The organism is Acidovorax sp. CF316 (genome assembly GCF_000276605.1).
Lineage (GTDB): Bacteria > Pseudomonadota > Gammaproteobacteria > Burkholderiales > Burkholderiaceae_C > Acidovorax.
In genome coordinates, this window is record NZ_AKJX01000283.1 from 1 (window position 1) to 23,819 (window position 23,819).

19 protein-coding genes and 1 pseudogene are annotated in these 23,819 nt (G+C 68.5%); 15 read left to right on the forward strand and 5 right to left on the reverse strand.

What is annotated here, in order from left to right:
* On the forward strand, nt 1-306 hold a 306-nt coding region (locus PMI14_RS31535; protein WP_007861534.1), incomplete at its 5' end, for a MerR family DNA-binding protein.
* On the opposite strand, the gene PMI14_RS31540 is transcribed toward PMI14_RS31535, so the two are convergent.
* Nucleotides 303-1,037 (reverse strand): TetR/AcrR family transcriptional regulator, encoded by a 735-nt coding sequence (locus PMI14_RS31540; protein WP_007861535.1) that lies wholly within the window; start codon nt 1,035-1,037, stop codon nt 303-305. The two genes, PMI14_RS31535 and PMI14_RS31540, sit on opposite strands and share 4 nt — an antisense overlap.
* A gap of 150 nt (nt 1,038-1,187) precedes the next feature.
* Between PMI14_RS31540 and PMI14_RS31545 the strand changes: the two genes are divergently transcribed.
* The 9 genes and pseudogenes from PMI14_RS31545 to PMI14_RS31585 all read left to right on the forward strand — a co-directional run bounded on the left by PMI14_RS31545 (nt 1,188) and on the right by PMI14_RS31585 (nt 11,097).
* Entirely contained in the window at nt 1,188-2,057 is an 870-nt protein-coding gene (locus PMI14_RS31545) for an ABC transporter ATP-binding protein (protein ID WP_007861536.1), read from the forward strand.
* Nucleotides 2,054-2,935: a branched-chain amino acid ABC transporter permease gene (locus PMI14_RS31550; RefSeq protein ID WP_007861537.1), complete on the forward strand. Its 882-nt coding sequence runs from the start codon at nt 2,054-2,056 to the stop codon at nt 2,933-2,935. The genes PMI14_RS31545 and PMI14_RS31550 overlap by 4 nt, the downstream gene beginning before the upstream one ends.
* 8 nt (nt 2,936-2,943) lie before the next feature.
* On the forward strand, nt 2,944-3,981 hold the full coding sequence (locus PMI14_RS31555) for a branched-chain amino acid ABC transporter permease (RefSeq protein ID WP_007861538.1): 1,038 nt from the start codon (nt 2,944-2,946) through the stop codon (nt 3,979-3,981).
* A 43-nt stretch (nt 3,982-4,024) separates the two neighbouring features.
* A complete protein-coding gene (locus PMI14_RS31560; RefSeq protein WP_007861539.1) occupies nt 4,025-5,215 on the forward strand; it encodes an ABC transporter substrate-binding protein in 1,191 nt (396 codons plus the stop codon).
* 166 nt (nt 5,216-5,381) lie between these two features.
* Nucleotides 5,382-6,197, forward strand: a complete 816-nt coding sequence (locus PMI14_RS31565) for an ABC transporter ATP-binding protein (protein ID WP_035206398.1) — start codon at nt 5,382-5,384, stop codon at nt 6,195-6,197.
* Nucleotides 6,194-7,993, forward strand: coding sequence for a long-chain fatty acid--CoA ligase (locus PMI14_RS31570; protein WP_007861541.1), 1,800 nt, complete (start codon nt 6,194-6,196; stop codon nt 7,991-7,993). The genes PMI14_RS31565 and PMI14_RS31570 overlap by 4 nt, the downstream gene beginning before the upstream one ends.
* A gap of 12 nt (nt 7,994-8,005) precedes the next feature.
* Nucleotides 8,006-8,803 carry an enoyl-CoA hydratase/isomerase family protein gene (locus PMI14_RS31575; protein WP_007861542.1) on the forward strand — a complete coding sequence of 266 codons (798 nt, stop codon included), beginning with the start codon at nt 8,006-8,008 and terminating at the stop codon, nt 8,801-8,803.
* A gap of 30 nt (nt 8,804-8,833) precedes the next feature.
* Nucleotides 8,834-10,019 (forward strand): annotated as a pseudogene (locus tag PMI14_RS31580) (acetyl-CoA C-acyltransferase family protein).
* 178 nt (nt 10,020-10,197) lie between these two features.
* On the forward strand, nt 10,198-11,097 hold the full coding sequence (locus PMI14_RS31585; RefSeq protein ID WP_007861544.1) for a DMT family transporter: 900 nt from the start codon (nt 10,198-10,200) through the stop codon (nt 11,095-11,097).
* Here PMI14_RS31585 and PMI14_RS31590 read toward each other — a convergent pair.
* Together PMI14_RS31590 and PMI14_RS31595 are read right to left on the reverse strand one after the other, a co-directional pair.
* The gene (locus PMI14_RS31590) at nt 11,081-11,980 is read right to left on the reverse strand and encodes a LysR substrate-binding domain-containing protein (RefSeq protein ID WP_007861545.1); all 900 of its coding nucleotides are present in this window, start codon (nt 11,978-11,980) and stop codon (nt 11,081-11,083) included. The genes PMI14_RS31585 and PMI14_RS31590 overlap by 17 nt on opposite strands.
* Before the next feature lie 46 nt (nt 11,981-12,026).
* A complete protein-coding gene (locus tag PMI14_RS31595) occupies nt 12,027-13,085 on the reverse strand; it encodes a recombination-associated protein RdgC (protein ID WP_035206397.1) in 1,059 nt (352 codons plus the stop codon).
* 311 nt (nt 13,086-13,396) lie between these two features.
* Between PMI14_RS31595 and PMI14_RS31600 the strand changes: the two genes are divergently transcribed.
* Both PMI14_RS31600 and PMI14_RS31605 read left to right on the forward strand, forming a co-directional pair.
* Nucleotides 13,397-13,951, forward strand: a complete 555-nt coding sequence (locus PMI14_RS31600) for a Spy/CpxP family protein refolding chaperone (protein WP_007861547.1) — start codon at nt 13,397-13,399, stop codon at nt 13,949-13,951.
* Between the two features lie 154 nt (nt 13,952-14,105).
* Nucleotides 14,106-14,681 carry an acyloxyacyl hydrolase gene (locus tag PMI14_RS31605; RefSeq protein WP_007861548.1) on the forward strand — a complete coding sequence of 192 codons (576 nt, stop codon included), beginning with the start codon at nt 14,106-14,108 and terminating at the stop codon, nt 14,679-14,681.
* 1,059 nt (nt 14,682-15,740) lie between these two features.
* Here PMI14_RS31605 and PMI14_RS31610 read toward each other — a convergent pair.
* Complete coding sequence (locus PMI14_RS31610; protein WP_007861549.1) at nt 15,741-20,615, reverse strand: EAL domain-containing protein; 4,875 nt, start codon at nt 20,613-20,615, stop codon at nt 15,741-15,743.
* Nucleotides 20,616-20,946: 331 nt separating this feature from the next.
* On the opposite strand from PMI14_RS31610, the gene PMI14_RS31615 reads away from it, so the two are divergent.
* Nucleotides 20,947-21,402, forward strand: coding sequence for a MerR family DNA-binding transcriptional regulator (locus PMI14_RS31615; protein WP_007861550.1), 456 nt, complete (start codon nt 20,947-20,949; stop codon nt 21,400-21,402).
* On the forward strand, nt 21,399-21,854 hold the full coding sequence (locus tag PMI14_RS31620; protein ID WP_007861551.1) for a PaaI family thioesterase: 456 nt from the start codon (nt 21,399-21,401) through the stop codon (nt 21,852-21,854). Before PMI14_RS31615 ends, PMI14_RS31620 begins: the two co-directional genes overlap by 4 nt.
* Before the next feature lies 1 nt (nt 21,855).
* On the opposite strand, the gene PMI14_RS31625 is transcribed toward PMI14_RS31620, so the two are convergent.
* A complete protein-coding gene (locus PMI14_RS31625) occupies nt 21,856-22,977 on the reverse strand; it encodes a 3-deoxy-7-phosphoheptulonate synthase (RefSeq protein ID WP_007861552.1) in 1,122 nt (373 codons plus the stop codon).
* A gap of 376 nt (nt 22,978-23,353) precedes the next feature.
* On the opposite strand from PMI14_RS31625, the gene PMI14_RS31630 reads away from it, so the two are divergent.
* Nucleotides 23,354-23,713: a VOC family protein gene (locus PMI14_RS31630; protein ID WP_007861553.1), complete on the forward strand. Its 360-nt coding sequence runs from the start codon at nt 23,354-23,356 to the stop codon at nt 23,711-23,713.
* Nucleotides 23,714-23,819 lie beyond the last annotated feature (106 nt).

Here is a 23,819-nt window from a genome sequence, read left to right on the forward strand (position 1 = left end):
GGCTACCGCCAGTACACCGAGTCCGACGTGCACGGCCTGCGCTTCATCCGCCGCGCGCGCGACCTGGGCTTTTCGATGGACGAGATCGCCGGCCTGCTCGCCCTGTGGCAGGACCGCAGCCGCGCCAGCAGCCAGGTCAAGCGCATCGCCCAGGAGCACATCGCCGACCTGGGCGAGCGCATCGCCGCCATGCAGGCCATGCAGCGCAGCCTGCAGACGCTGGTCTCGTGCTGCCATGGGGACGACCGGCCGGACTGCCCGATCCTTGACGACCTGGCGGGGGAGCCGGCTCCCCCCAGGCACTAGGCGCGCTTGCGCGCAGCGGGTGCGGCAGCCGCCTTGCGCACCCGCTTGGCAGGCGCCTTGGCCACCACGGCCCCATCGGTGCGCCGCAGCACCCCCTGGCAGAGGGTCTCGATGCACTGTTCGGCCACCTGCTCGGCCGTGTACTCGCCGCCAGGCTGGTACCAGCGGCCGATCCAGCTGAGCGCCCCGGCGATCACGAAGGCCGTCATCTTCGGGTCGCAGGGCTGCAGCGAGCCCTCCGCCACGCCCTCGGCCACCAGGCGGCGGAACTCCCGGTCGATGGCGGACTTGTGGCGGCGCAGCTCGGCACGGCTCTCGGGCGGCAGCTGCTCGTCACCCACGCGGATCAGGCACTTGCCGAAATCCATGGTGACGATGCGCGCATACACCTGCATGCAGGTCATGAGCTGGTCGATGGCCTTGCCGCCGGCCGCGCGCGAGGCGGCGATGCCCTCGAGCATCATTTCCAGGCCCTTGGTCACGCACTGCAGCAGGATCTCGTCCTTGTTCTTCACGTAGTAGTACAGCGTGGGCTTGGTCACGTTCAGCCGCGCGGCGATGTCGTCGAGCGAGGTGGCGTGAAAGCCGCGTTCGTTGAACAGCTGCGCGGCGGCCTGCAGCACGGCATTGCGCTTGGCCTCGCGCTGCTGTTCGCGGTGGGACGCGGGCGCCCAGGGCGACGCAGGCGGGCGCTCGGCACTGCGGGGGGGCGACACGGTGGGGCTGGGCATGGCAGGCGGTTTCCTCGGGAAAGTACGGATGCTGGTTTGGCGCGGGGCCTTCCAGAATCTACTCGCGAGTAAACAGTTTACGCACAAGTAGGAAATTTCTGCAGGTCCGCAGGCATTTTCTGGTCAGCACAAACCCGCATTAGAAAGCCAATGGAGACACACCCACCCGGCATTCCCCCCGCCAGCGCACCGCCCCTGCTGCAGGTCGATGGCGTCACGCTGGCCTTCGGCGGGGTCAAGGCGCTCACCGGCGTGGGCTTCGGCGTGCAGGCCGGCTCCATCACCGCCGTGATCGGGCCCAACGGTGCGGGCAAGACCTCGCTGTTCAACACCATCTCGGGCTTCTACCGCCCGGGCAGCGGCGCCATCCGCTTCCGTGGCCAGGACATCACGCGCGTGCCGGCACCGCAGCGCGCCCGGCTGGGGCTGGGGCGCAGCTTCCAGAACATCGCACTGTTCCGCGGCATGACGGTGCTCGACAACATCAAGCTCGGCCGCCACGCGCACCTGAAAACCAACGTGCTCGACGCACTGTTCTACGTGGGCCGCGCGCGCCGCGAAGAGGCCGCCCTGCGAGCCGACATCGAGGAGCGCATCATCGACTTCCTGGAGATCGACCACATCCGCCACGCGCCCGTCTCGGCCCTGCCCTACGGCCTGCAAAAGCGCGTGGAGATGGCCCGCGCCCTGGCCATGCAGCCCGAGGTGCTGATGCTCGACGAGCCCGTGGCCGGCATGAACCGCGAGGAGACCGAGGACATGGCGCGCTTCATCCTCGACGTGCGCGCCGAATGGGGTGTCACCGTGCTCATGGTCGAGCACGACATGGGCATGGTCATGGACCTGTCGGACCACGTGGTGGTGCTCAACTTCGGCCAGGTCATCGCCCAGGGCACGCCGGGGGAGGTGCAGGCCAACCCCGAGGTAATCCGCGCCTACCTGGGCGCGGGCAACGTGGGCGACCTGCGCGCCCGGTTCCAGGCAGCAGCCGCCACACCGCAGCAAGGGGCCAGCGCATGATGGACTGGGCCTACCTGTTCGAGATCAGCCTCACCGGCATTGCCGGCGGCGGCCTGTACGCGCTCGCGGCGCTGGCCTTCGTGATGGTCTACAAGGCCACGCACGTGGTGAACATTGCCATCGGCGAGCTGCTCATGGTCGGCGCCTACCTGTTCTTCACCTTTGCCGCCACCTTCGCGCTGCCGCTGTGGCTGGCCATCCCCGCGGCGGTGCTCGGCTCGGGCCTCCTGGGCGCGGTGATCGAGCGCACCATGATCCGCCCACTGCTGGGCGAGCCGCCGATCTCCGTCTTCATGGTCACCGTGGGCCTGGCCTCGGTGCTCGTGGGCCTGGTGGAGATGATCTGGACCGCCGACCAGCGCCGCCTGCCCGAGTTCATGCCCACCAAGCCCATCATGATCGGCGAAGCCTTCCTTGCGCCCAAGGTGTTCTGGGGCGCCATGATCGCCGTGGCCTTCATCGCCGCCGTGCTGCTGGTGTTCCGCTTCTGGCGCGGCGGCGTGGCCCTGCGCGCCACGGCCAGCGACCAGGCCGCCGCCTACTCGGTGGGCATCAACGTGCCGCGCGTGTTCTCGCTGGCCTGGGTGGCCTCGGCCATGATCGCCGCGGTCTCCGGGATCATCGTCGGCTCCATCGGCGGCATCTCGTCGAGCATGGGCGTGTTCGGCCTCTCGGTGCTGGTGGTGGTCATCGTGGGCGGGCTCGACAGCGTGCTCGGCGCGCTCCTGGGCGGCCTGCTCATCGGCCTGGTCGAAGCATTGGCGGGCGCCTACCTGGGCGGCGAATACAAGCTCTTGGCCACCTTCATCGTGCTCGTGGCCGTGCTGCTGGTGCGGCCGTACGGCCTGTTCGGCACGCACGAAATAGAACGTCTCTAAGGCACGCCATGCGCATCGGAACCCTCAAGGAAAGCTACGTCGCCGACGCGGCGCTGTTCGACTCGCGCACGCAGAAGGTCTGGCTCGCCGTGGCCTCTGCGCTGCTGCTGCTCTTCCCCTTCATGGCCAGCGACTACTGGCTCTACCTGGCCTGCCTGGTCAGCATCAACGTGGCCAGCGCCACGGGGCTCAACATCCTCACCGGCTACACCGGCCTCGTGAGCCTGGGGCAGGCCGCCTTCATGGGCCTGGGGGCCTACACCGTGGCCGTGCTGGAGACGCGCGTGGGCACGCCCTTCATGCTCAACCTGCTGGCCGGCGGCTTCGTCGCCATGCTGGGCGGCATCGTCGTGGGCATTCCCTCGCTGCGCGTCAAGGGCCTGTACCTGGCCATCGCCACCATCGCCGCATCGTTCATTGCGCACTTCATCTTCGCCAACTGGAAGTTCACGGGCGGCACCGGCGGCCTGAGCGTGCCGCCGGCCAAACTCTTCGGCCTGCCGCTCGACACCTCGTTCCGCCTGTACTGGGTGATCGTGCCGGTCACCGTGCTCATGCTGCTGGGCGCGGCCAACCTGTTTCGCACGCGCGTGGGCCGCGCCTTCATCGCCATCCGCGACCGCGACATCTCGGCCGAGGTGCTGGGCATCCCCCTGCTGCGCTACAAGCTGCTGTCGTTCGGCCTGTCCTCGTTCTACGCGGGCGTGGCCGGCGGCCTGTGGGCGTACTTCTTTCGCGTGGTCACGCCCGAGAGCTTTCCGCTGCTCATGTCCATCTTCTTCCTGGCGGCCATCATCGTCGGCGGCATGGGCTCCATCCTGGGCGGCATCCTGGGCGCGGTGTTCATGACCATGGTGCCCGAGCTGCTCAAGCTGGTGGTCGCCCTGCTGCCCGGCGGCAACGAGCTCACGGTGTTTCTCTCGCCGGTGCGCACCGTGGTCTTCGGCCTGCTGATCATCGGATTTCTGGTGTTCGAGCCACAGGGGCTCGCAGAAGTGTGGCGGCGCATTCGCCGCTTTTTCCATCTGTGGCCGTTCCGCAATTGAGAGAGCCGCCACAGCCCATAAAACCATGAAGGAGACAAGCACCATGCCCACCACCACCCACGCATCCCCCATGTCACAGCGCCGCCGCTCCCTGCTGCTCGCCGCGGGCGCCACGCTCGCCGCGCCGCTCACCGCCACCGCGCAGGCCAGCGGCGAAGACATCGTGATCGGCGGCTCCATCCCGCTCACCGGCGTGTTCGCGTTTGCGGGCGTGGGCATCAACGCCGGCATCGGCGACTACGTGAAGATGGTCAACGACGCGGGCGGCATCAAGGGCCGCAAGCTCAGGTACGTGCCCGAGGACACGGGCTACAAGGTCGACGTTTCGGTCGCCGCGTACAAGAAGATCACCAGCCAGAACAAGGTGAACCTCTACTACGGCGACTCCACGGGCTTTTCCAAGACCATCAACCCCGAGCTCGACCGTGCCGGCACCACCCTGATGGCCGGCGCCTCCTTCGCGTCCGAACTCAACGACCCCGCCAAGTACCCGAACCAGTTCCTCGTGGGACCCGACTACACCGAGATGTTCGGCATCCTGCTCAAGCACATCGCCAAGGAGAAGCCCGGCGCCAAGGTGGCCTTCGTGTACTCGGACTCCGAGTTCGGCCGCGACCCCATCGACAAGAGCGAGGCCGCGGCCAAGGCGCTCGGCCTGTCGGTGCCCGTCAAGATCATGACGCCTGCGGGCAGCGTGGACGTCTCGGGCGAGGTCATCAAGCTGCGCCGTGCCGCGCCCGACTACACCATCTTCCACGGCTACATCCTGGCGCCCATCCCCGAGTTCATCACCCAGGGCAAACAGCAGGGCATGACCAGCAAGTGGATGGGCACCTTCTGGACCATGGACAGCTCCACCGTGATGAAGATGGGCGAGGCCGCCGACGGCTTCATGGGTGTGATGCCCTACCGCTACTACTACGACACCGAGAAGGCGCCCATGCTGGAGAAGATCCGCGCGCTGCGCCCCGAGTACCAGAGCACGGCCTACATCCAGGGCTTTCTCGCCGCCATGCTGTTCACCGAATCGGCCAAGCGCTGCCTGGATGCGGGCAAGCCGCTCGACGGCAAGAACCTCAAGGCCGCGCTCAACAGCATCAAGGACTTCGACACCGGTGGCCTGATCGGCGTGCCGATCACCATCAGCGGCAACTCCATCCCCGTGGGGCGCGTGTACCGCGCGGACATGAAGGCGCAGAAGATGGTCGCCGCTTCCGACTGGATCAAGCTCTGATGTTCCTGACACCCCCCCTGAGTCGCTTCGCGCCTTCCCCCTTCAGGGGGACGCACCCCGAGGCCCGGCAAAGCCGGTTCCACGGGTGCGCTGGCAGAGCAGCGCCCACGGCATGCGCCGGGTGCGGCGCGGTTCGCAGTGCTCCTTCCCAGCCGCCAAGACCGTGATGCCGCACGCTCCTGAGTTCGTCCTCGAAGTCAACAACATCGAGGTCATCTACAACAAGGTCGTGCAGGCCCTGCGCGGCCTGTCGCTGGCCGTGCCGCGCGGCCAGATCGTGGCATTGCTGGGCAGCAACGGCGCGGGCAAGTCCACCACGCTCAAGGCCATCTCGGGCCTGCTGGCGCTCGAAGACGGCACGGTCGAATCGGGCAGCATCCGCTTCAACGGCCAGCCCACCGCGGGCCTGGCGCCGCAGCAGCTGGTGCGCAGCGGCCTCTCGCACGTGATGGAGGGCCGCCGCGTGTTCGAGGACCTCACGGTCGAAGAGAACCTGGTGGCCGCGACCTATGCGCTCACCGGCCGCGCCGATGCCAGGCCCGACTTCGACAGCGTCTACAGCTACTTTCCGCGCCTGCACGAGCGCCGCAAGGGCCTGGCCGGGTACCTCTCGGGTGGCGAGCAGCAGATGCTGGCCATCGGCCGCGCGCTCATCGCCCAGCCCCAGCTGATCCTGCTCGACGAGCCCTCGCTGGGCCTGTCGCCCAAGCTGGTGGAAGACATCTTCACCATCATCGCGCGCATCAACGCCGAGCGCGGCACCTCCATGCTGCTGGTGGAGCAGAACGCCACCGTGGCCCTGGCCGTGGCCCACCAGGGCTACATCATGGAGAACGGCAAGATCGTGATCGACGGCTCGGCCGAGCGCCTGGCCAACGACCCCGACGTGCGCGAGTTCTACCTGGGCATGGGTGGTGGTGGCGAAGCGAAGAGCTTCAAGGACATCAAGCACTACAAGCGCCGCAAGAGATGGCTGTCATGAACCTCCCCGAACTCACCCTGCCCCAGATGCTGCGCGAGCGCGCGCGGGCCGAACCGGGCCGCGTGGCCATCCGGCAAAAGGACTTCGGCATCTGGAAGCCCTTCACCTGGGCCCGCTACCACGAGCGCGCCTGCCACTTCGGCCTGGGCCTGCGCGCGCTCGGCCTGCCGGCCGGCGGCCATGTGGGCGTGATCTCGGAGAACCGCATCGAATGGGTGCTCGCGCAAATGGGTGCGGGCCTGGTCGGCGCAGTCACCGTGGGGGTCTACCCCACCAGCCCCAGCAACGAGGTGGCCTACGTGGTCGGCCATGCCGATATCGAGGTCATGGTCTGCGAGGACCAGGAGCAGACCGACAAGCTGCTCGCCGCCCTGCCCGATCTGCCGCGCCTGAAAAAGATCATCGTCATCGAGACCAAGGGCCTGCGCAGCTTCGCGCCCGAGGTGCGCGCGCTGATCGCCACCTTTGCCGAGGTCGAGGCGCTGGGTGCCGCAGCGGGGTCGCAGGCGCTGGTGGACGAGGCGCTCGCGCGCCAGACGCTCGACGACGTGGGCCTGATGATCTACACCTCGGGCTCCACCGGCAAGCCCAAGGGCGCGATGATCAGCTACCGCAACATCCGCGGCGTGGTGCCCGGCATCGTCGATCGGCTGCAGCTCGACGCGGCCACCACGCACCTGTCCTACCTGCCGCTGTGCCATGTGGCCGAGCAGATGCTCACCAGCTTCGTGCCGGTGTACATCGGTTCACAGGTGAACTTCGGCGAGTCGATCCGCACCGTGCAGGAAGACCTGCGCGAGGTGGCACCCACCATGTTCCTCGGCGTGCCACGCATCTGGGAGAAGATGCACGCCGCCATCCACATCAAGCTGCAGGAGACCGGGGGCCTGCGCCGCCGGCTGTTCCACCGCGCCATGGCCGCCTGCCAGCCCCTGGCCGAGAAGCCGCGCAGCGCCTGGAGCCTGGGCGAGCGCATGGCCTTCGCCGCCAGCTACTGGCTGGTGCTGCGCGCGCTGCAGAACTTCATCGGCCTGCGCGAGGCGCGCGTGGCCCTCACCGGGGCCGCGCCCATTCCGCCCGACGTGGTGCGCTTCTTTCGCGTGCTCGGCCTGCCGCTGGTGGAGGTCTACGGCCTGACCGAATCCACCGGCATGGTCACGGGCCACCGGCTGGACCAAGTGGTGGTCGGCACCGTGGGTGTTCCCATCCTGGGCGTGGAGCACCGCATTGCCGACAACGGCGAGCTGCAGCTGCGCGGCGACATGGTGTTCGCGGGCTATTACAAGAACCCCGAGGCCACCGCCACCAGCATCGTCGACGGCTGGCTGCACACCGGCGACGTGGTGCGCGAGGAGCAGGGCCAGATCAAGATCGTGGACCGGCTCAAGGACATCATGATCACCGCCGGCGGCAAGAACCTCACGCCCTCGGAGATCGAGAACACCATGAAGGGCAGCCCCTTCATCAAGGAATGCATCATCGTCGCCGAGGGCCGCAAGTTCGTCGGTGCGCTGGTGATGATCGACTACGAGACCGTGGGCAAGTGGGCCGAGGCCCGGCGCCTGGCGTTCACGCATTTCCGTTCGCTGGTGGAGGCACCCGAGGTGCGCGAGCTCATCGACACCGAGATCCGCCGCGGCAACGAGCGCCTGGCCCAGGTCTCGCAGATCCGCCAGTTCCACCTGCTCACCAAGGAGCTGGACCACGACGACGGCGAAGTCACCGCCACCATGAAGGTGCGCCGCTCCAGCATCTACAAGACCTACGCCGCCGAGATCGAAGCGCTCTACCGCTGAGGAACCCCTGCCATGACCGACGCCACCGAGGCCGCGCCTCCTGCCCTGCTGCACGAGCGCCAGGGCGCCATTGCCACGCTGTGCTTCAACCGGCCTGCGGCGCTCAATGCCGTCGACGTGCCCATGGCACAGGCCTTCCTCGCGGCCGTGCAGGCCATCGCGCAGGACCCCGGCGTGCGCGTGGTGGTGCTGCGCGGCGCCGGCAAGGGCTTCATGGCCGGTGGCGACCTGGCCACCCTGCGCGCCAACCCGGTGCAGGGCGCGATGGACCTGCTCGGACCGCTGCACGCCGGCCTGGCCCTGCTGGCGCAGATCGATGCGCCCGTGATCGCCCAGGTGCATGGCGCGGCCGCGGGCGCCGGCCTGTCCATGCTGCTGCAGGCCGACTATGTGCTCATGGCCGAGGGCACGCGCCTGAACCTGGCCTACATCAACCTGGGCACCAGTTGCGACGTGGGTGCCTCCTGGGCGCTGCCGCGCATGGTGGGCCTGCGCAACGCGCTGGAGATCGCGCTGCTCGGGGAGGCCTTCACGGCCGAGGATGCACTGCGCCTTTGCCTCGTGAACCGCGTGGTCCCCGCAGCCGAACTCGATGCCGCCACCGCGGCCCTGGCCCAGCGCCTGGCCGCCGGCCCCACCGTGGCCTACGGCGCGATGAAGCGCCTCATGCGCGAATCGCTCACGCGCAGCCAGCCCGAACAGCTGGCTGCCGAGCAGCAGGCCTTCGCCCACTGCGCCGCCACCGAAGACTTCCGCGAGGGCATAGCCGCCTTCTACGCACGCCGGCCCGCCCAGTTCAGCGGGCGCTGATTCTTCCCTTCCTTCTCCAGAAAATTCCCCATGAGCAGCCTGCAAGACGTCTATGTGATCTCCACCGCCCGCACCGCCATCGGCACCTTCGGCGGCAGCCTCAAGGACGTGCCCAACACCGAGCTGGCCACCACCGCCGTGAAGGCCGCCATCGCGCGCAGCGGCCTGCCGGCCGATGCCATCGGCCATGTGGTGATGGGCAACGTGATTCCCACCGACACCAAGGACGCCTACCTCGCGCGCGTGGCCGCCATCGACGCCGGCTGCCCCATCGACACCGGCCTTCAACGTCAACCGCCTGTGCGGCTCGGGGCTGCAGGCCATCATCTCGGCGGCCCAGGCCATCGGCTATGGGGATTGCGACATCGCCATCGGCGGCGGCAGCGAATCCATGAGCCGCGGCCCCTACTTCGACACCGCCGCGCGCTACGGTGCGCGCATGGGCGACGCCAAGAGCATCGACTACATGCTCGGCATCCTGCACGACCCGTGGCAGAAGATGCACATGGGCATCACCGCCGAGAACGTGGCCGAGCGCTACCGCATCGGCCGCGAAGCGCAGGACCAGCTCGCCGTGCAGAGCCAGCAGCGCGCGGCCCACGCCATCGCGGCGGGCTACTTCCGCGAGCAGATCGTGCCGGTGGAGATCACCACGCGCAAGGGCACGGTGGTCTTCGACACCGACGAACATGTGCGCGGCAGCACCACGCTCGCGGTGCTGGCCGGCATGAAGCCCGCGTTCAAGAAGGACGGCCTGGTCACCGCCGGCAATGCCTCGGGCATCAACGACGGCGCCGCCGCCGTAGTGCTGGCCTCGGGTGCACGCGCCTCGGCCCTGGGCCTCACACCCCTGGCCCGCCTGGTCGGCTACGCCCATGCAGGCGTGGAGCCGGCCTACATGGGCATCGGCCCCGTACCGGCGACGCAGAAGGTCATGCAGCGCACCGGCCTCAGCGTGCAGGACATGGACGTGATCGAGGCCAACGAGGCCTTCGCCGCCCAGGCCTGCGCGGTGGTCCAGGAGCTGGGCCTGGACCCCGCCCGGGTCAACCCCAACGGCTCGGGCATCTCGCTTGGCCACCCCGTGGGTGCCACCGGCGCCATCATCACCACCAAGGCCATCGCCGAGCTGCACCGCACGGGCGGGCGCTATGCGCTGGTGACCATGTGCATCGGCGGCGGCCAGGGGATTGCGGCGGTCTTCGAACGGGTGTGATCCGCGCAGGCGCCTGCTGCCGGGCGCATTGCTGAACACGGCGCAGCAATGCATGGCCATTGGCCATCAATCGGCGCCGCCATGTTTCTACGCTGGGGGACTTCTTCCTCCTCCTTGCTGGACAACATCCCGTGCTGCGTTTCTCCGCCTTGTCTTCTCCCGCCCCGTGGGGTGCTCCATGACCTGGGTCGCCCTGGGTCTCTTCGCCGGCCTGGTACTGGGCACCTACGACTTTCTCACCAAGCTCGCGCTGCGCGACAGGGGTGTGCTCGAGGTGGTGCTGCTGACCTCGGTGCTGGGTGCGCTGCTGTGGCTGCCATTGCTGCTGGTGCCGCCTGCGGCGTCGCCCGCGCTGCAGCCCTGGGGCCTGTACCCCGCTCCCCTGGGCTGGCGCGAACAGGCGCTGGTGCTGCCCAAGTCGCTGATGATGGTGGCCACCTGGGTGCTGTCGTACTACGCGGTCAAGGCACTGCCGCTGTCGATCTCGGCCGGCGTGCGCGCGTCGGGCCCGCTGTGGACGGCGGCCGGTGCCATCGTGCTGCTGGGCGAGCAACTCACCTGGTGGCAGTGGCTGGGCCTGGCGGTGTCCATGCTGTCCTACGCCCTGTTCTCGCGCATCGGCGGCAAGGAAGGGATCCGCTTCCACCGCGACGGCTGGGTGCTGTGCATGCTGGCCGCCACGCTGCTGTCCTCGGCCAACGCGCTGTACGACAAGCACATCCTCGCCGGGCTGCGGCTGGACCTGGCGGCCGTCCAGGCCTGGTCGGCGCTGCAGCGCAGCCTGATCGCGCTGGCCCTGCTGCCCTGGGTGTGGCCGCGCCTCTCGCTGCGCGGCCTGTTCACACGGCATTGGGCCGTGCCTGCGATCGCACTGGCCTATGTGGCGGCAGAGTACCTCTACCTCGCTGCCGTGCAGACCGAGGGGGCGATGATTTCGGTGATCTCCGTGCTGCGCCGCACCAACCTGGTCATGGTCTTCGGGCTCGGGGCCCTGTTCCTGCGCGAGCGCTTCATCGCCCAGAAGTCACTGGCCATCGCCGGCGTGCTGGCCGGCATCGTGCTCACGCTCTGGAACTGATGCGCTCCGGGGGCGCCAGGCTTCGGATCCACGCCATCACCTGCTGCCCCTGCGGCGTGATGGCCATGCGCTCCGACGCCAGCAGGTAGTACGACTGCTCCGCGGGCAAGGCCACCTCGCCCAGGCGCACCAGCGCGCCGCTGGCCAGCAGGTCCAGCACCAGCGAGCGCCGGCCCAGCGCAATGCCCTGCAGGCCCAGCGCCGCGTCGAGCACGAAGCCCGTGTCCGTGAATGCCATGCCCTGCTGGCGCGCTGCGGCAACCCGGATGCCCGCCTTGTCCAGCCAGGGCTGCCAGGGTTGGCGCGTGTGCGAGAGCAGCACCGCCTTGCGGAACGCGGCCGTGCCCGCCGGCACGCCCAGGCGCTCCAGGTAGGCCGGCGCCGCCACCGGGAACCACTCGTCGTCCATGAGCTTTTCGCAGTGGTGGGCCACAGGGCGGGTGCGCGCAAAGCGCACGGCAATGTCGGCATCGCCCCGCTCCAGGTCCACCGTGTCGATGGAGGGATGGATCTCCACGCCCCACGCCGGCGGCTGGGCACCCAGGCGCGACAGGGCCGGCACCAGGCGCCAGCGGGCGAACGAGGGCAAGGCGCTGATGCGCACCACGGGCAACTGGCCCGCATCGCCCGCGCCGAAGATCTGCTGCAAGCGCAGCAGCGGCTCCTTGAGTTGCTGGTGCAGGTGCGCGCCCTCGGCCGTGAGCGCCACGGCGCGCGTGCTGCGCACGAACAGCGGCCGCGAGAGCAGCCGCTCGAGCTCGCGGATGCGGTGGCTCACCGTGCTGTGCGACAGGTGCAGTTCCTCGGCCGCCTTGCTGAAGCTGCACAGCCGCGCCACCGCATCGAAGGCCAGCACCAGGTGGATGGGCGGAATGGCTTTCATCGACCGCAGGGAATGTCCATGCCCGTCAGCGCCGCGCCCGTCCCGCTCAGAACGGCGCCGAATCCGGGTCGGTGTCCGCCGGTGCTGTCGCCGGCCCGGTGATGGCCCGCCCCGCCACGTCCTTGCCCCGCGGCGCCACGGGCGCAGCGGCGGCCGGGCCCGGACCCGAGGGGCCGCTGCTGGCAGGAATGGCCTGCGCGACAGCGCTGGCCCCGATGCCATCGGACTCGCCGCCCAGCGCTTCGATGAGGTCGGGGATCAGCTTGGACAGCTCGCCCGTGGCGATCGCCACGTCGGTGTCGAAGCCGCCGTCATCGGCCTTGGTGCCTTCGAACACGGTGTCCAGGAAGGACACCTTCTTGATCTGCAGGCCCTCGGTCAGCATCAGCGAGACGCGGTCGTCCCAGGTCAGCGCCAGCTTGGTCGGCAGCTTGCCGGCGGCGATGTGGGCCTGCACCTCCTCGATGTCCAGGGGGTGGCGCGAATAGCGCACCACGGCCTTGGCCTCGTCGACGCTCTTGAGCTCGCATTCGCGGTCCACGGTGAAGCCCACGGGCGGCTCCTGCGTGCTCAGCCAGTGCGACATGGCCGCCTGCGGGCTGGTCTCGGTGTACAGCAGCGAGACCGACAGGCCCGGCAGGTATTCGACCAGCAGCGACACCACTTCGTCGGCCCGGCCCTGGCTGGAGGTGTCGAACACGATGGTGCGCGCCTCCCTGTCGATCCACACCCACATCGAGCCCTGCTTGGTGAAGGCCATGGGCAACAGGTCGAGCTTGGCCTCTTCCTTGAGCTCCTTGCTTTCCTTCTTGCCCGGCTTGCGCCCGGTTTCCTTCTCGATGCGCTCGGCCTTTTCCTTCACGCGGCGGTTGAGCACCGAGCCGGGCAGCACCTTGGACTCGACCATGAAGCGCAGGATCCACTGCCCCCCCACCGATTCGACCATGGCGCCATGCTCGTCACCGCGCGGTGGCACCCAGCCCAGCGACTTTTCCTGCGTCGCGCCGCACTCCATGAAGGGGGCCTTGGCCAGCGCCTCTTCCACCTGCGTCAATTCCACCTGCCATTGCGGAGCAATGCGGTACACGATCATGTTCTTGAACACGAAAAACCCTCTGGTTACCGGACGAAGCTGTCCACCGGTGCCATGCACGCCTGCGGCGCTGGCACGGAACCCTCCATTGTCGGTGGTCGGCGCCCCTTGCGTACCGGGCTGGAGTGCAAGACAGGGAAAATCCCGGCCTCTGCTCTGCTTTTGATAGCTGCAGCGCCCCGCAGGCAAAGACGATCTTCTTGTCACAACTTTACACTGGGACAAACAACATGCATGCGGGCGATACATGGCGGGCAGACACTGCAGTCAACCGCTGGAACCACCGTTCCGGGGCCCTTCCTCCCTCTGAAAGGATTCTCGCCATGGCCTTCCTGTCCCGCCACACCCTCGCCGCCGCCGTCCTCGCCGCCCTGGCCCTGCCGGTGCTGGCCCAGCCCACCCCCACCAACCCACCCGCCGTGGGTGCGGCTGCCGCCCCCGATGCCCGCAAGGGCCCGGGCGAACACCGCGAGCGCCACCAGGCCCACAAGGCCCAGCGCGCCGCCGCGCTCAAGGAGCAGCTCAAGCTGACCCCCAACCAGGAGCCGGCCTGGAACAGCTTCACCGCCTCCCTGCAACAGGGCGAAGGCCATGCCCGCCTGGACCGCAAGGAGCTGGACAAGCTCACCACCCCCGAACGCATCGACCGCATGCGGGCCCTGCGCGCCCAGCACGCCGCCGAGGCCGACCGCCGCGGCGAAGCCACCAAGGCCTTCTATGCCGTGCTGACGCCCGAGCAGCAAAAGACCTTCGATGCCCGCGCCCACCGCATGGGCCCGCACGGCGGCCCTGGCCATGGCAAGCATGGCCCCCATGGCCACCGCGGTCACGGCGACAAGCCCGCCGGTGCCACAGCAGCGCCAGCACCGCAGAAGTAAGCAGGCGCCAGGCGCACACCTAGAGGGGCCCGAACGGGCCCCTTTCTTTTTTTCTGCCAACAAGGCGGGATGGCGGCCTACAAAGGTGCGACAGGAGGCATTTCTACACTCACTTACATACCGATGTGGGGTTCATTCCCACGGAACAAAAACCATGAACAACAAACTCTTCCACGCGGCTTCACTCTCTGTGCTCCTGGCCCTGGGCACCCTGGCAGCCCTGCCCCGGGCAGCCCTGGCACAGGGCGCGCAGGCGTCCCCTTCCATTTACCTGCAGGGCTCCGAGGCCCGGCGCGGCACGGACGCCATCACCCTCGGCGGCACCCTGCCCTGGAAGGACTGGCAACGCCCGCTGTGGGGCGGTCAGCTCACGGGCTACTGGGATGTCTATGCCAGCCGCTGGACCTTCGATGGTGTGGCGGGCGGGCGCGCGCACACCACGCTGATCGGCGTCACCCCCACCCTGCGCCTGCGCATGGACGAGGGCCGCTCGGCCTGGTTCTGGGAAGGCGGCATCGGCCTCACGGTGGCCGACAAGCGCTATGTCACGCCCGAACGCACCTTCAGCACCCGTGCCAACTTCGCCTCCCACCTGGGCCTGGGCGTGAGCCTGGGCGAGCAGCGCCAGCACGACATCGTGCTGCGCGTGCAGCATGTCTCCAACGCCGGCTTGAAGAAACCCAACCCGGGCGAGAACTTCGCACAGCTGCGCTACGGCTACCACTTCTGAGCCGGCCCGGCGCTGCGCCCAACGCACCCGCCACCTCGGCGGGTTTTTTGTGGCCGGGTTCCCGGTCCCGTCTGTGGATAACCATGGGTACTATTCCCGAACAACCCATTGGTTATCCACAGAACCTTGCCGTGGCCGAAAGTTGTTGTCATCCACGCGCAAAGTTCACCCCCTTCGCGCCACAGGGTTTGAAGCCACGCAAGTGCGCGCCAGCATTGGGAAAAACGGTCTTGTCCACACAACAGCCCATGCTCTACTACTACTGCTATTGATTTATAGAGCTATCAAAGAATAACAAGCAAAACCCAAGGCAGGGCCGTTCGACCGTCCTGGCACCTCTCGCAGGCGGCTGATGCCAGGGCAGCTGCGGCCGCCTGGTGCCTGCCTGCAGGCAGGGAGCGGCTGCCGTGTCCTTTGCAGCCCGCTGAGGAGCCTTGCTTGCACCTGGCAAGCCCGTGTGGCAGGTCGGGGGCACCGCAGGGGCCTGGAGGGCTTCCAGGGGCCTTGCCGGTGGATCCGGTGGCCCGGCAGCCACGTCCAGGTCCGCAGATGGCCGAAAAGGGAGGGGATGGACTGCACAAGGCCGAACCCTGGGGGGAAAAGTCCCTCGGTGCGGCAACTTCTCCCGGCACGGGCAGGTCCTTGTGCATAACTTTGGGGGAATTGCTGGCACAACCACCCGGTTGTCCACAGCGAAGTGCCGTTTCCGAGGGTTGTCCCCGTTGGCGCTACAGCGGGAACCGCGTGCCGCGCACAGGGTTTGGCGCGACGCAAGTGCTTGCCAGGACTGGGAAATTGGCACTTGTCCACACAAGTACCCCGGCTCTACTACTACGACTATGTATTTATAAAGACTTTAAGAAGAAGACAGAGAACAACATCCGGTCGTCCCTCCGCGGTCCTTTGTCGTGAGTCAAACGGGGTTCAGAAGCAAAAGCGGCAGCACTCTCTGCACTCCACTCGGGACATGCCCTTAAAAACCGGCGCTACCGAAGCCGGTGCCCCGCGCTGGGGGCGTCCCCCTCCGGGGGAAGGCGCGAAGCGACTCAGGAGGGCTTCCTACCCAGGACTGCGCAGGAAGGCCTCCAGGACGTCCACGGAGAGGGGTCGGCTGAAAAGGTAGCCCTGGTAGAGCTGGCAGCCTGCGCGGGCCAGCAGCTCGCGCTGCTCGGCGGTTTCCACGCCCTCGGCGATGACTTCCAGGCCCAGGCTGCGCGACAGCCCGATGATGGTGTCCACGATGGCGGCATCGTTGGGGTCGGTCAGCAGGTCGCGCACGAAGCTCTGGTCGATCTTGAGCTGGTCCAGCGGCATGCGCTTCAGGTAGCTCAGGCTCGAGTAGCCGGTGCCGAAGTCGTCCAGCGAGAAGCCCACCCCGTAGGAGCGCAGGGCGGTCATGGTGGCGATGGTGGTTTCCATGTCTTCGACCAGCAGGCTCTCGGTCAGCTCCAGCTTGAGCAGACCCGAGGGCGCCCCGGTGATGGCCAGCACCCGGGCCACGTCGTCGACGAAGCTCGCATGGCGGAACTGGCGCGAGCTCACGTTGACGGCCACGGTCAGGTGGCTCAGGGCCGGGTCGTCCTGCCAGCTGGCCAGGAGCTTGCAGGCGGTGTGCAGCACCCAGCGGCCCAGCGGCAGGATCAGGCCGGTTTCCTCGGCCAGCGGGATGAACTGCGCCGGCGAGACCATGCCGCGCTGCGGGTGGGCCCAGCGCAGCAGCGCCTCCACCCCCACCACCAGGCCCGACTGGCGCACCTGGGGCTGGAAATGCAGCAGGAACTCTTCCTGCGCCAGGGCCGAGCGCAGGTCGGTCTCCAGCGAGGCGCGTTCGGTCACCACCGCCTGCATCTGCGGGTTGAAGAAGCGCAGGGTGTTGCGGCCCGCCGTCTTGGCCTGGTACATGGCCAGATCGGCCTGCTTGAGCAGCTCGCCCACGCTGGCCTGCCCACCCGTGAAGGGGGCTACGCCGATGCTCGGCGTGCTGCGGTACTGGTAGCCCGCCAGCGCATAGGGCAGCGCCAGCGTGGCCAGGATCTTCTCGCCCACCGAACGCGCATGCAGCACCAGTTCATCGGGCAGGGAGCTCAGCTCCTCGAGCATCACCACGAACTCGTCGCCGCCCAGGCGCGCCACCGTGTCCACGGCGCGCACGCAGGTGTTCAGGCGCTGGGCTACCTGCTGCAGCAGCATGTCGCCCTGGTCATGGCCCAGGGTGTCGTTCAGGGTCTTGAAGTTGTCCAGGTCGATGAACAGCAGTGCCCCGCCGCGCTGGTGGCGCCGGGCGCTGGCCAGCGCCTGGTGCATGCGGTCCATCAGCAGCATGCGGTTGGGCAGCCCGGTCAGCGGATCGTAGAACGCCAGGCGCTGGATCTCGCGCTCGGTGGCCTTGCGCTGGCGGATGTCGGTGTTGATGGCCAGGATGGAATGGGGTTGGCCGTTGTCGCCGCGCACCAGGGTCCAGCGGCCTTCCACGTCGATGGCACTGCCATCGCGGTGCTGCTGCACGATCTCGCCGGTCCACTCCCCATGCTCCAGCGTGGCCTCGGTGGCGCGGCGGAACTGTGTGGCGTCCTCGTAGAGCAGGGTCTCGATCGACTGTCCCAGCACCTGCAGCTTCGACCAGCCGTACAGGCGCTCGGCGCTCTGGTTCCAGAAGATGATGCGGTGCTCCAGGTCGCGCACGATGATCGCGTCCTGCGCCTTGTCCAGCAGCGAGGCCTGGTGGCGTATGCGCGCATCGGCCACCTGGCGCTCGATCTCGGCCGAGGCGCGGGCCGCGAAGATCTGCAGGGTGGAGATGATGAAGTTCGGGTCGGCGATGGCCTGGCGGAACAGCACGAACACCAGGCCCACCACCTCGCCATCGGCGTTGCACAGCTGCTGCCCGGCGTAGCCGCGCGCCTGCACCATGCGCAGCACGGGCGCCTCGGGGTAGAGCTGCTGCACCCCGTCGGTCACCACGAACTGGCGCTGGTTCAGCAGCTGCAGGCTGGGCGTGCCTTCCAGGGTGTAGTCGGTGGGGGCCAGCAGCTGGCCATCGAGCACGGCCGCCAGCGTGCTCACCCGCGGTGGCTCGTCATGGTAGTGCGGCAGCAGGCGCACCACGCAGCCGCCCTGGGCGTCGAGGGCATCGGCCATGTTGCGCACCAGCTGCTCGAAGAACTCCGTGCCGGTGCTGGCCGACACGGCCGCCGCCACCTTGAGCACCGAGGCCTGCAGCCGCTGCTGCGCCTTCTGGGTGCGCAGGCTGGTGATGCCGAAGGCCAGGTCGTTGGCCAGCTCCTGCAGCAGCGCGGTTTCCTCGGCGCTGATCTGCAGCACCTCTGGCGCATACAGGTAGAGCAGGCCGAAGGTGCTGTCGCGGTCGCGCAGCGGCAGGCAGACCACGGCATGGAAGCCGTGCTCCAGCATGCGCGCGGTCCAGTCCATGAAGTAGCGCTCCGTGCGGATGTCGCGCACGATCTCGGCCCGGCCCGAGCGCACGGCGCGGCCGGCGGGCCCGCGCCCAAAGGGCTCGTCCTCCGACCAACTGAGCTTCAGGGTCTCGAGGTAGTTGTCGTTGTGGCCCGCATGGGCCACCGGTTCGATGGACTTGCGCTCGTCGTCGCGCGCAAAGCCCACCCAGCCCATGCGGTAGCCGCCGATGTCCACCGCGATCTTGCAGATGGCCTGCAGCAGCGTGGCCTCGGAGGTGGCGCGCACCAGGGTTTCGTTGCAGGCGCTCAGCAGGCGCTGGGCACGGCCCATGCGCGCCAGTTCGGCCTCGTTGCGCACGCGCTCGGTCACGTCGGAGGCCAGCACCTGGCGCGCCGCCACGCCGTTGAAATCGATGTTGCCCGCCGTGAGTTCCATGTCGATCAGGCTGCCGTCCTTGCGCACGTGCCGGCGCACCTTGGGGAGGCTGCGCTGCTGCGGGTCGATGGCGCGCAGCTTGCGTTCGGCGACCTCGCGGAACTGCGCCGGCCACAGGTCCTGCATGCGCATGCGCAGCAGCTCCTTTTCGCTGTAGCCGTAGTGGTGCACCATGGCATGGTTCACGGCCAGCATGCGCAGGCTTGCGCGGTCGTACACCCACATGGGCTGCGGATGCTCGTCGAACAGCATGCGGTACTGCAGCTCCGAGGCATGCAGCTGCCCGGCCACGTGGCGCAGCTGCACCATGGCCCCGAGCGATTCGGCCAGGATCTCGAGGTGCGCCACGTCGCGCCGCGAAAAGGCATTGGCCTGGTCCGAGGTGACCGTGAGCGAGCCCACCACCGCGTCCCCTGCGCGCAGCGGCGCGGCCATCACCGAGCGCACGCCACGGCGGTGGAGCATGGACTGCATGTCCCAGCCTTCGCCCTCGGTGTCGTTGCAAAGCACCGTGCGGCCCTGCTGGAGCGAGGGCCAGAGAACGCTTTCATCCACCGCCAGCAGGTCGCCCTCGGGCCGCACCATGTCGCCGGCCGAGGCCTTGGCCGCCAGGTGCCGGCCCTCGAGCAATTCGACCATGGCGCCGCGCGCGCCGGTCTGGCGCTGCACCGCCTCGGCCACCATGTGCAGCACGTCGGCCAGCGGCATGTCCAGCGAGGAGATGCGCTGCTGCAGGTGCAGTAGCTCGGCATGGTTGCGCGTGTCGCGCTGGGCTTCCAGTTCGACGGCCTTCTGCGCACTGTGGTCGGCCATGCCGCCGACCATGCGCACCGCGCGCCCGCTGCCGTCGCGGATCAGGAAGCCACGGTCCAGCACCCAGGCATAGCTGCCGTCCTGGCGGCGAAAGCGGTACTCGGCCGACCAGTGGCTGTCGGTCCCGTCGATGGCCGCGTGGATGCCGCGCAGCACGGCTTCGCTGTCCTCGGGGTGCAGGCGCAGCGTCCAGGAGGTGCTGTCCGGCGGCAGTTCGCCGAGCGGCACCCCGAACAGGCTTTGCATGCCCTCGTTCCACCACATGGCGTCGGTGGTCAGGTTCCAGTCCCAGATCGCATCGGCCGTGGCGCGAGAGACGAGCTGGAAGCGCTCTTCGCTGCGCTGCAGTGCCAGATCGGCCTCGTGGCGTGCCGAGATGTCCTGGAAGGCCCCCTGGATGCGGACGATGCGGCCCTGCGCGTCCCGCACCGCCTGGCCGGCAGTGCGCACCCAGAAATGCCGGCCGCCCGGCATGACGACCTCGGCCTCCAGGTCGAAGGGGGTGCCTTGCCGCATGCAGGCCCTGAAGGCGGCGCGCAAGGCGGCGCGGTACGGTGGTGCGTACAGGCCCTGGACCTGGCCCACGGCACTCACCCGCCGGGTGAGCCCATAGGCGGCGGCAATCTCCTGCGACCAGCTCAGGCGCATGCTGGGCAGCTCCACGATCCAGCCGCCCACCTGGGCGATGCGGCCGGCCACGCGCAGCGTCTCGCCCTGCTCCACGAGCTCGTCGTGCATGCGGTCGCGCTGCTCCACCAATTGGGCCAGCAGGCGCTGCTGGCGCCGCAGCTCCAGCTGCACCATGGCCTGCTCGGCCAGCACCGTGAGGCCTTCGAGCTGCTCGGCCTCCAGGCCGCGCACGCGGGTGTCCAGCACGGCCAGCGTGCCCAGGGCAAAACCTTCGCCATTGACCAGCGGAACACAGGCGTAGAAGCGGATGTGCGGGCTGCCGGTCACCAGCGGGTTGTGCGCGAACACCGGGTGCGCGCTGGCATCGTCCACCACCACCGGCTCCTTGCTGCCGTGCAGCGCGTGGGAGCAGAACGCGACGGCGCGGTCGGTCTCCTGGAACGGGATGCCCACAGCCGCCTTGAACCACTGGCGCTCGCTGTCCACGAAATTGACCACCGCCATGGGTGTCTGGCAGATGCGTGCGGCCAGCACGGCCAGCTTGTCGAAGGCATCCTCGGACGGGGTGTCCAGGATGGCGTAGGACTGCAGTGCATGGAGCCGCGCAGCCTCAGCGGTGGCGTGCTCTGGGTGCTGCATGGTCATGCGCTCCGGGTGCTGCCCGGGCCGCGCGTATCCACCTGTCGAAGACAGGTTCTTGCAGGGAGCGGTGTAGCCAGCATGGAGGGAAGAACCCGGACCGGAGTCGGTGGTGGAGAGAAAAATGGAAAGGGACTGGGGCCGGGCGCCCAAGCCTGTTGGCGCACCCAACCACCGTTTCTAGGCGCAAAAAGGGTTCCCTGCAACCTTAATAGGGCCATCCTACACCGGGATGCCGGGCGCACAGGTCCCGCAAAACCCGCATGGAAGCCCTCCCGGGCAGTCGCGCAGGCAACCTTCGTGCAGCACGAGGCTTGCTAGCCTTCGTCGCATGCAGATTTCCGAACTCGCCCGCCGCACCTCGGTCTCGGTGCATGCCCTGCGGCACTACGAAAGCCAGGGGCTGCTGCAGCCCGAGCGCCGGCCCAACGGCTACCGCGACTACGCCGAAGGCTCCGAGCGTGAGGTGGTCTTCATCGCCATGTCGCGCCAGCTCGGCTTTGCGCTGCCGCGCATCGCCGAGCACCTGGCGGACTTTCGCAGCGGCCGGCTCACCATCGCCGCCATGGTGCAGGCCCTGCAACAGCGCGCACAGGAACTGGCCGACCAGGCGGCCGTGCTGCAGGCACAGCGCCAGAAGGTGCTGGAGCACATGGCCTGGCTTCAGGCCAGGGCGCCGTCTTCCCCTTCTTCTCCGCCTTCCGCTTCCTCCCCTGCGGCGCCCTGGCCACGCGTGCGCAGGCGTGTCGCCGGCCTCCCCTCTTCATCCCACCGGAGTTCACCATGACCCCCAGTCCCACCGCCCCCGCCGATCTGTTGCAAGCCCACGTGCTGGCCATGCCCATTGCGCAGACCCTGGGCCTGCGCTTCACCCGGGTGGCCCCCGGACGGGTGGACCTGGAGATGCCCATGCAGGAGTCCCTGTGTTTTCGCACAGGCCAGATGCAGGCCACGGCGGTCTTCGCGCTGGCCGACTTCGCGGCCGTGGCGGCGGCCGGCAGCACGTTGCCGGCCGGCTGGGTCAATTCCACCGTCGATGCCCATGTGAAACTGCTGGCCCCCGCGCGGGGCAGCTGCCTGCGCGCCCGGGGCCGCGTGGTCAATGCCGGGCGCACGCTGACGGTCTGCGCGGCGGACGTCTATGCGGTGGCGGAGTCGGGCGACGAAACCCTGTGCGCCACGCTGCTGGCCACCGCCCACAATGTGGACGGCAGCGCGGCCCGGCCGCCCCGGTCCTGAATCAGCCCTTCAACGCTCGCCGTGCGCGCACGGCGTCGGCCAGACCCTGCAGCACGGGCACCGTCTGCGCCAGGCTGATGCAGGCGTCCGTGACCGACACGCCGTGCGCCAGCGCCTGGCCGGGCACGATGTCCTGGCGGCCTTCCTGCAGGTGGCTCTCGACCATCAGGCCGGTGATGCGCGCGTCGCCCGCTGCGATCTGCCGCGCCACGTCCTCGGCCACGGTGATCTGGCGCTGGTGCTGCTTGCTGCTGTTGGCGTGCGAGACGTCGATCATCACCTGCGGGCGCAGGCCGGCCGACTGCAGCATGGCGCAGGCGGCTTCCACGTCGGCGGCACTGTAGTTGGGCTGTTTGCCGCCGCGCAGGATCACGTGGCAGTCGTTGTTGCCGCGCGTCTCGAAGATCGCGGCCTGGCCCATCTTGGTCATGCCCATGAAGGCGTGCGCCGCCTGGGCGGCCTGGATGGCGTCGCTGGCCACCTTCACGCCGCCGTCGGTGCCGTTCTTGAACCCCACCGGGCACGACAGGCCGCTGGCCAGCTGGCGGTGGCTCTGGCTTTCGGTCGTGCGTGCGCCGATCGCACCCCAGCTCACCAGGTCGCTGATGAACTGCGGGCTCAGGAGGTCCAGGAACTCCGTGCCCACGGGCAGGCCCAGCGCCAGCACGTCGAGCAGCAGCGCACGCGCCATCTCCAGCCCCTCGTTGATGGCGAAGCTGCCGTCGAGGTGCGGGTCGTTGATGTAGCCCTTCCAGCCCACGGTGGTGCGCGGCTTCTCGAAGTACACGCGCATCACCACCAGCAGGTCGCCCGCCAGCGCATCGGCCTGTGCCTTGAGCGCGCGTGCGTACTCCATGGCCTGGCCGTGGTCGTGGATGGAGCATGGCCCCACCACCACGATGAGGCGGTCGTCCTGCCCGTGCAGCACGCGCGAGATCGCGGCACGGCTGGACTCCACCAGCGTCTGCGCGGCCTCGGGCGCTGGCTGCCATTCCTGCAGCAGGGCCGGGGTGATCAGCGGGCGCACGGCCTTGATGCGGGTGTCGTCGATGCGGGTCGTGTCGTGGGTGGACAGCGCGGCGGTCGTGGGGGTGGTGTGTACGTGGAGGGTCATGCCCGCCATTTTCGCCTTGGTCGCGGGAGGGCTTTGCGCTAGGGTGCTGTCCTACAGCCTTTCACCCACGCCGCAGATATACCTAGGGCCTGTTAACACTAATTTCAGGGATCGCGTTGCCCGGCCTGGGGGCTGGGTGCAAGACGCCCGCGCGCAGCAAGGTGTGCACCTTGCAAGCGCGGGCAACGCCGCAGACGGCCCCCAGGCCGGGCAACCCGAAGGGAAGGCTCTTGCCGGCGCGCCACTCGTCGTTGCGCTCCTTGCGTGTGCACATGCACACGCGGCGTCACGCGCCTAGATTGGCACGCCGGCAAGGGCCTTCGCGACCCAGAAATTAGTGTTAGCAGGCCCTAGCCAGTCCAACCGCCCGTCCCCAGGAGTTTCCATGGCCATCCAGAACGCCCTTGCCAGTGTCGCTGTCAGCAGCCTGCCCGACGCGGTGCAATGGTATGGAGCCCTGTTCGAGCGGGGACCCGATTCGCAGCCCATGCCGGAGCTGGCGGAATGGACCCTGCCGCAGGGCGGCTGGCTGCAGGTCTATGAACTGCCCAGGCGCGCCGGTAGGTGCTCGGTCACGCTGGCGGTGGACGACATCGACGAGCAGGGCGAGCAACTGGAACGCATGGGCGTGGACACCGCCCAGCGCTCGAACAGCAAGAAGGTGCGCGTGATCCTGGTGAGGGATCCGGACGGCAACCACCTGGCCTTTGCCCAGGCCATGGCACGGCTTCCTCTGGCAGATTGACACTGGCCCAGTTTGATTCGTAGCACGTGGCACTGGCGCGGCCAAGGCCAGTGCCCCCGTGCAAGGGCCGCCCCGCCGCACCGGGGGCGTCCCCCTCCCGACTCGC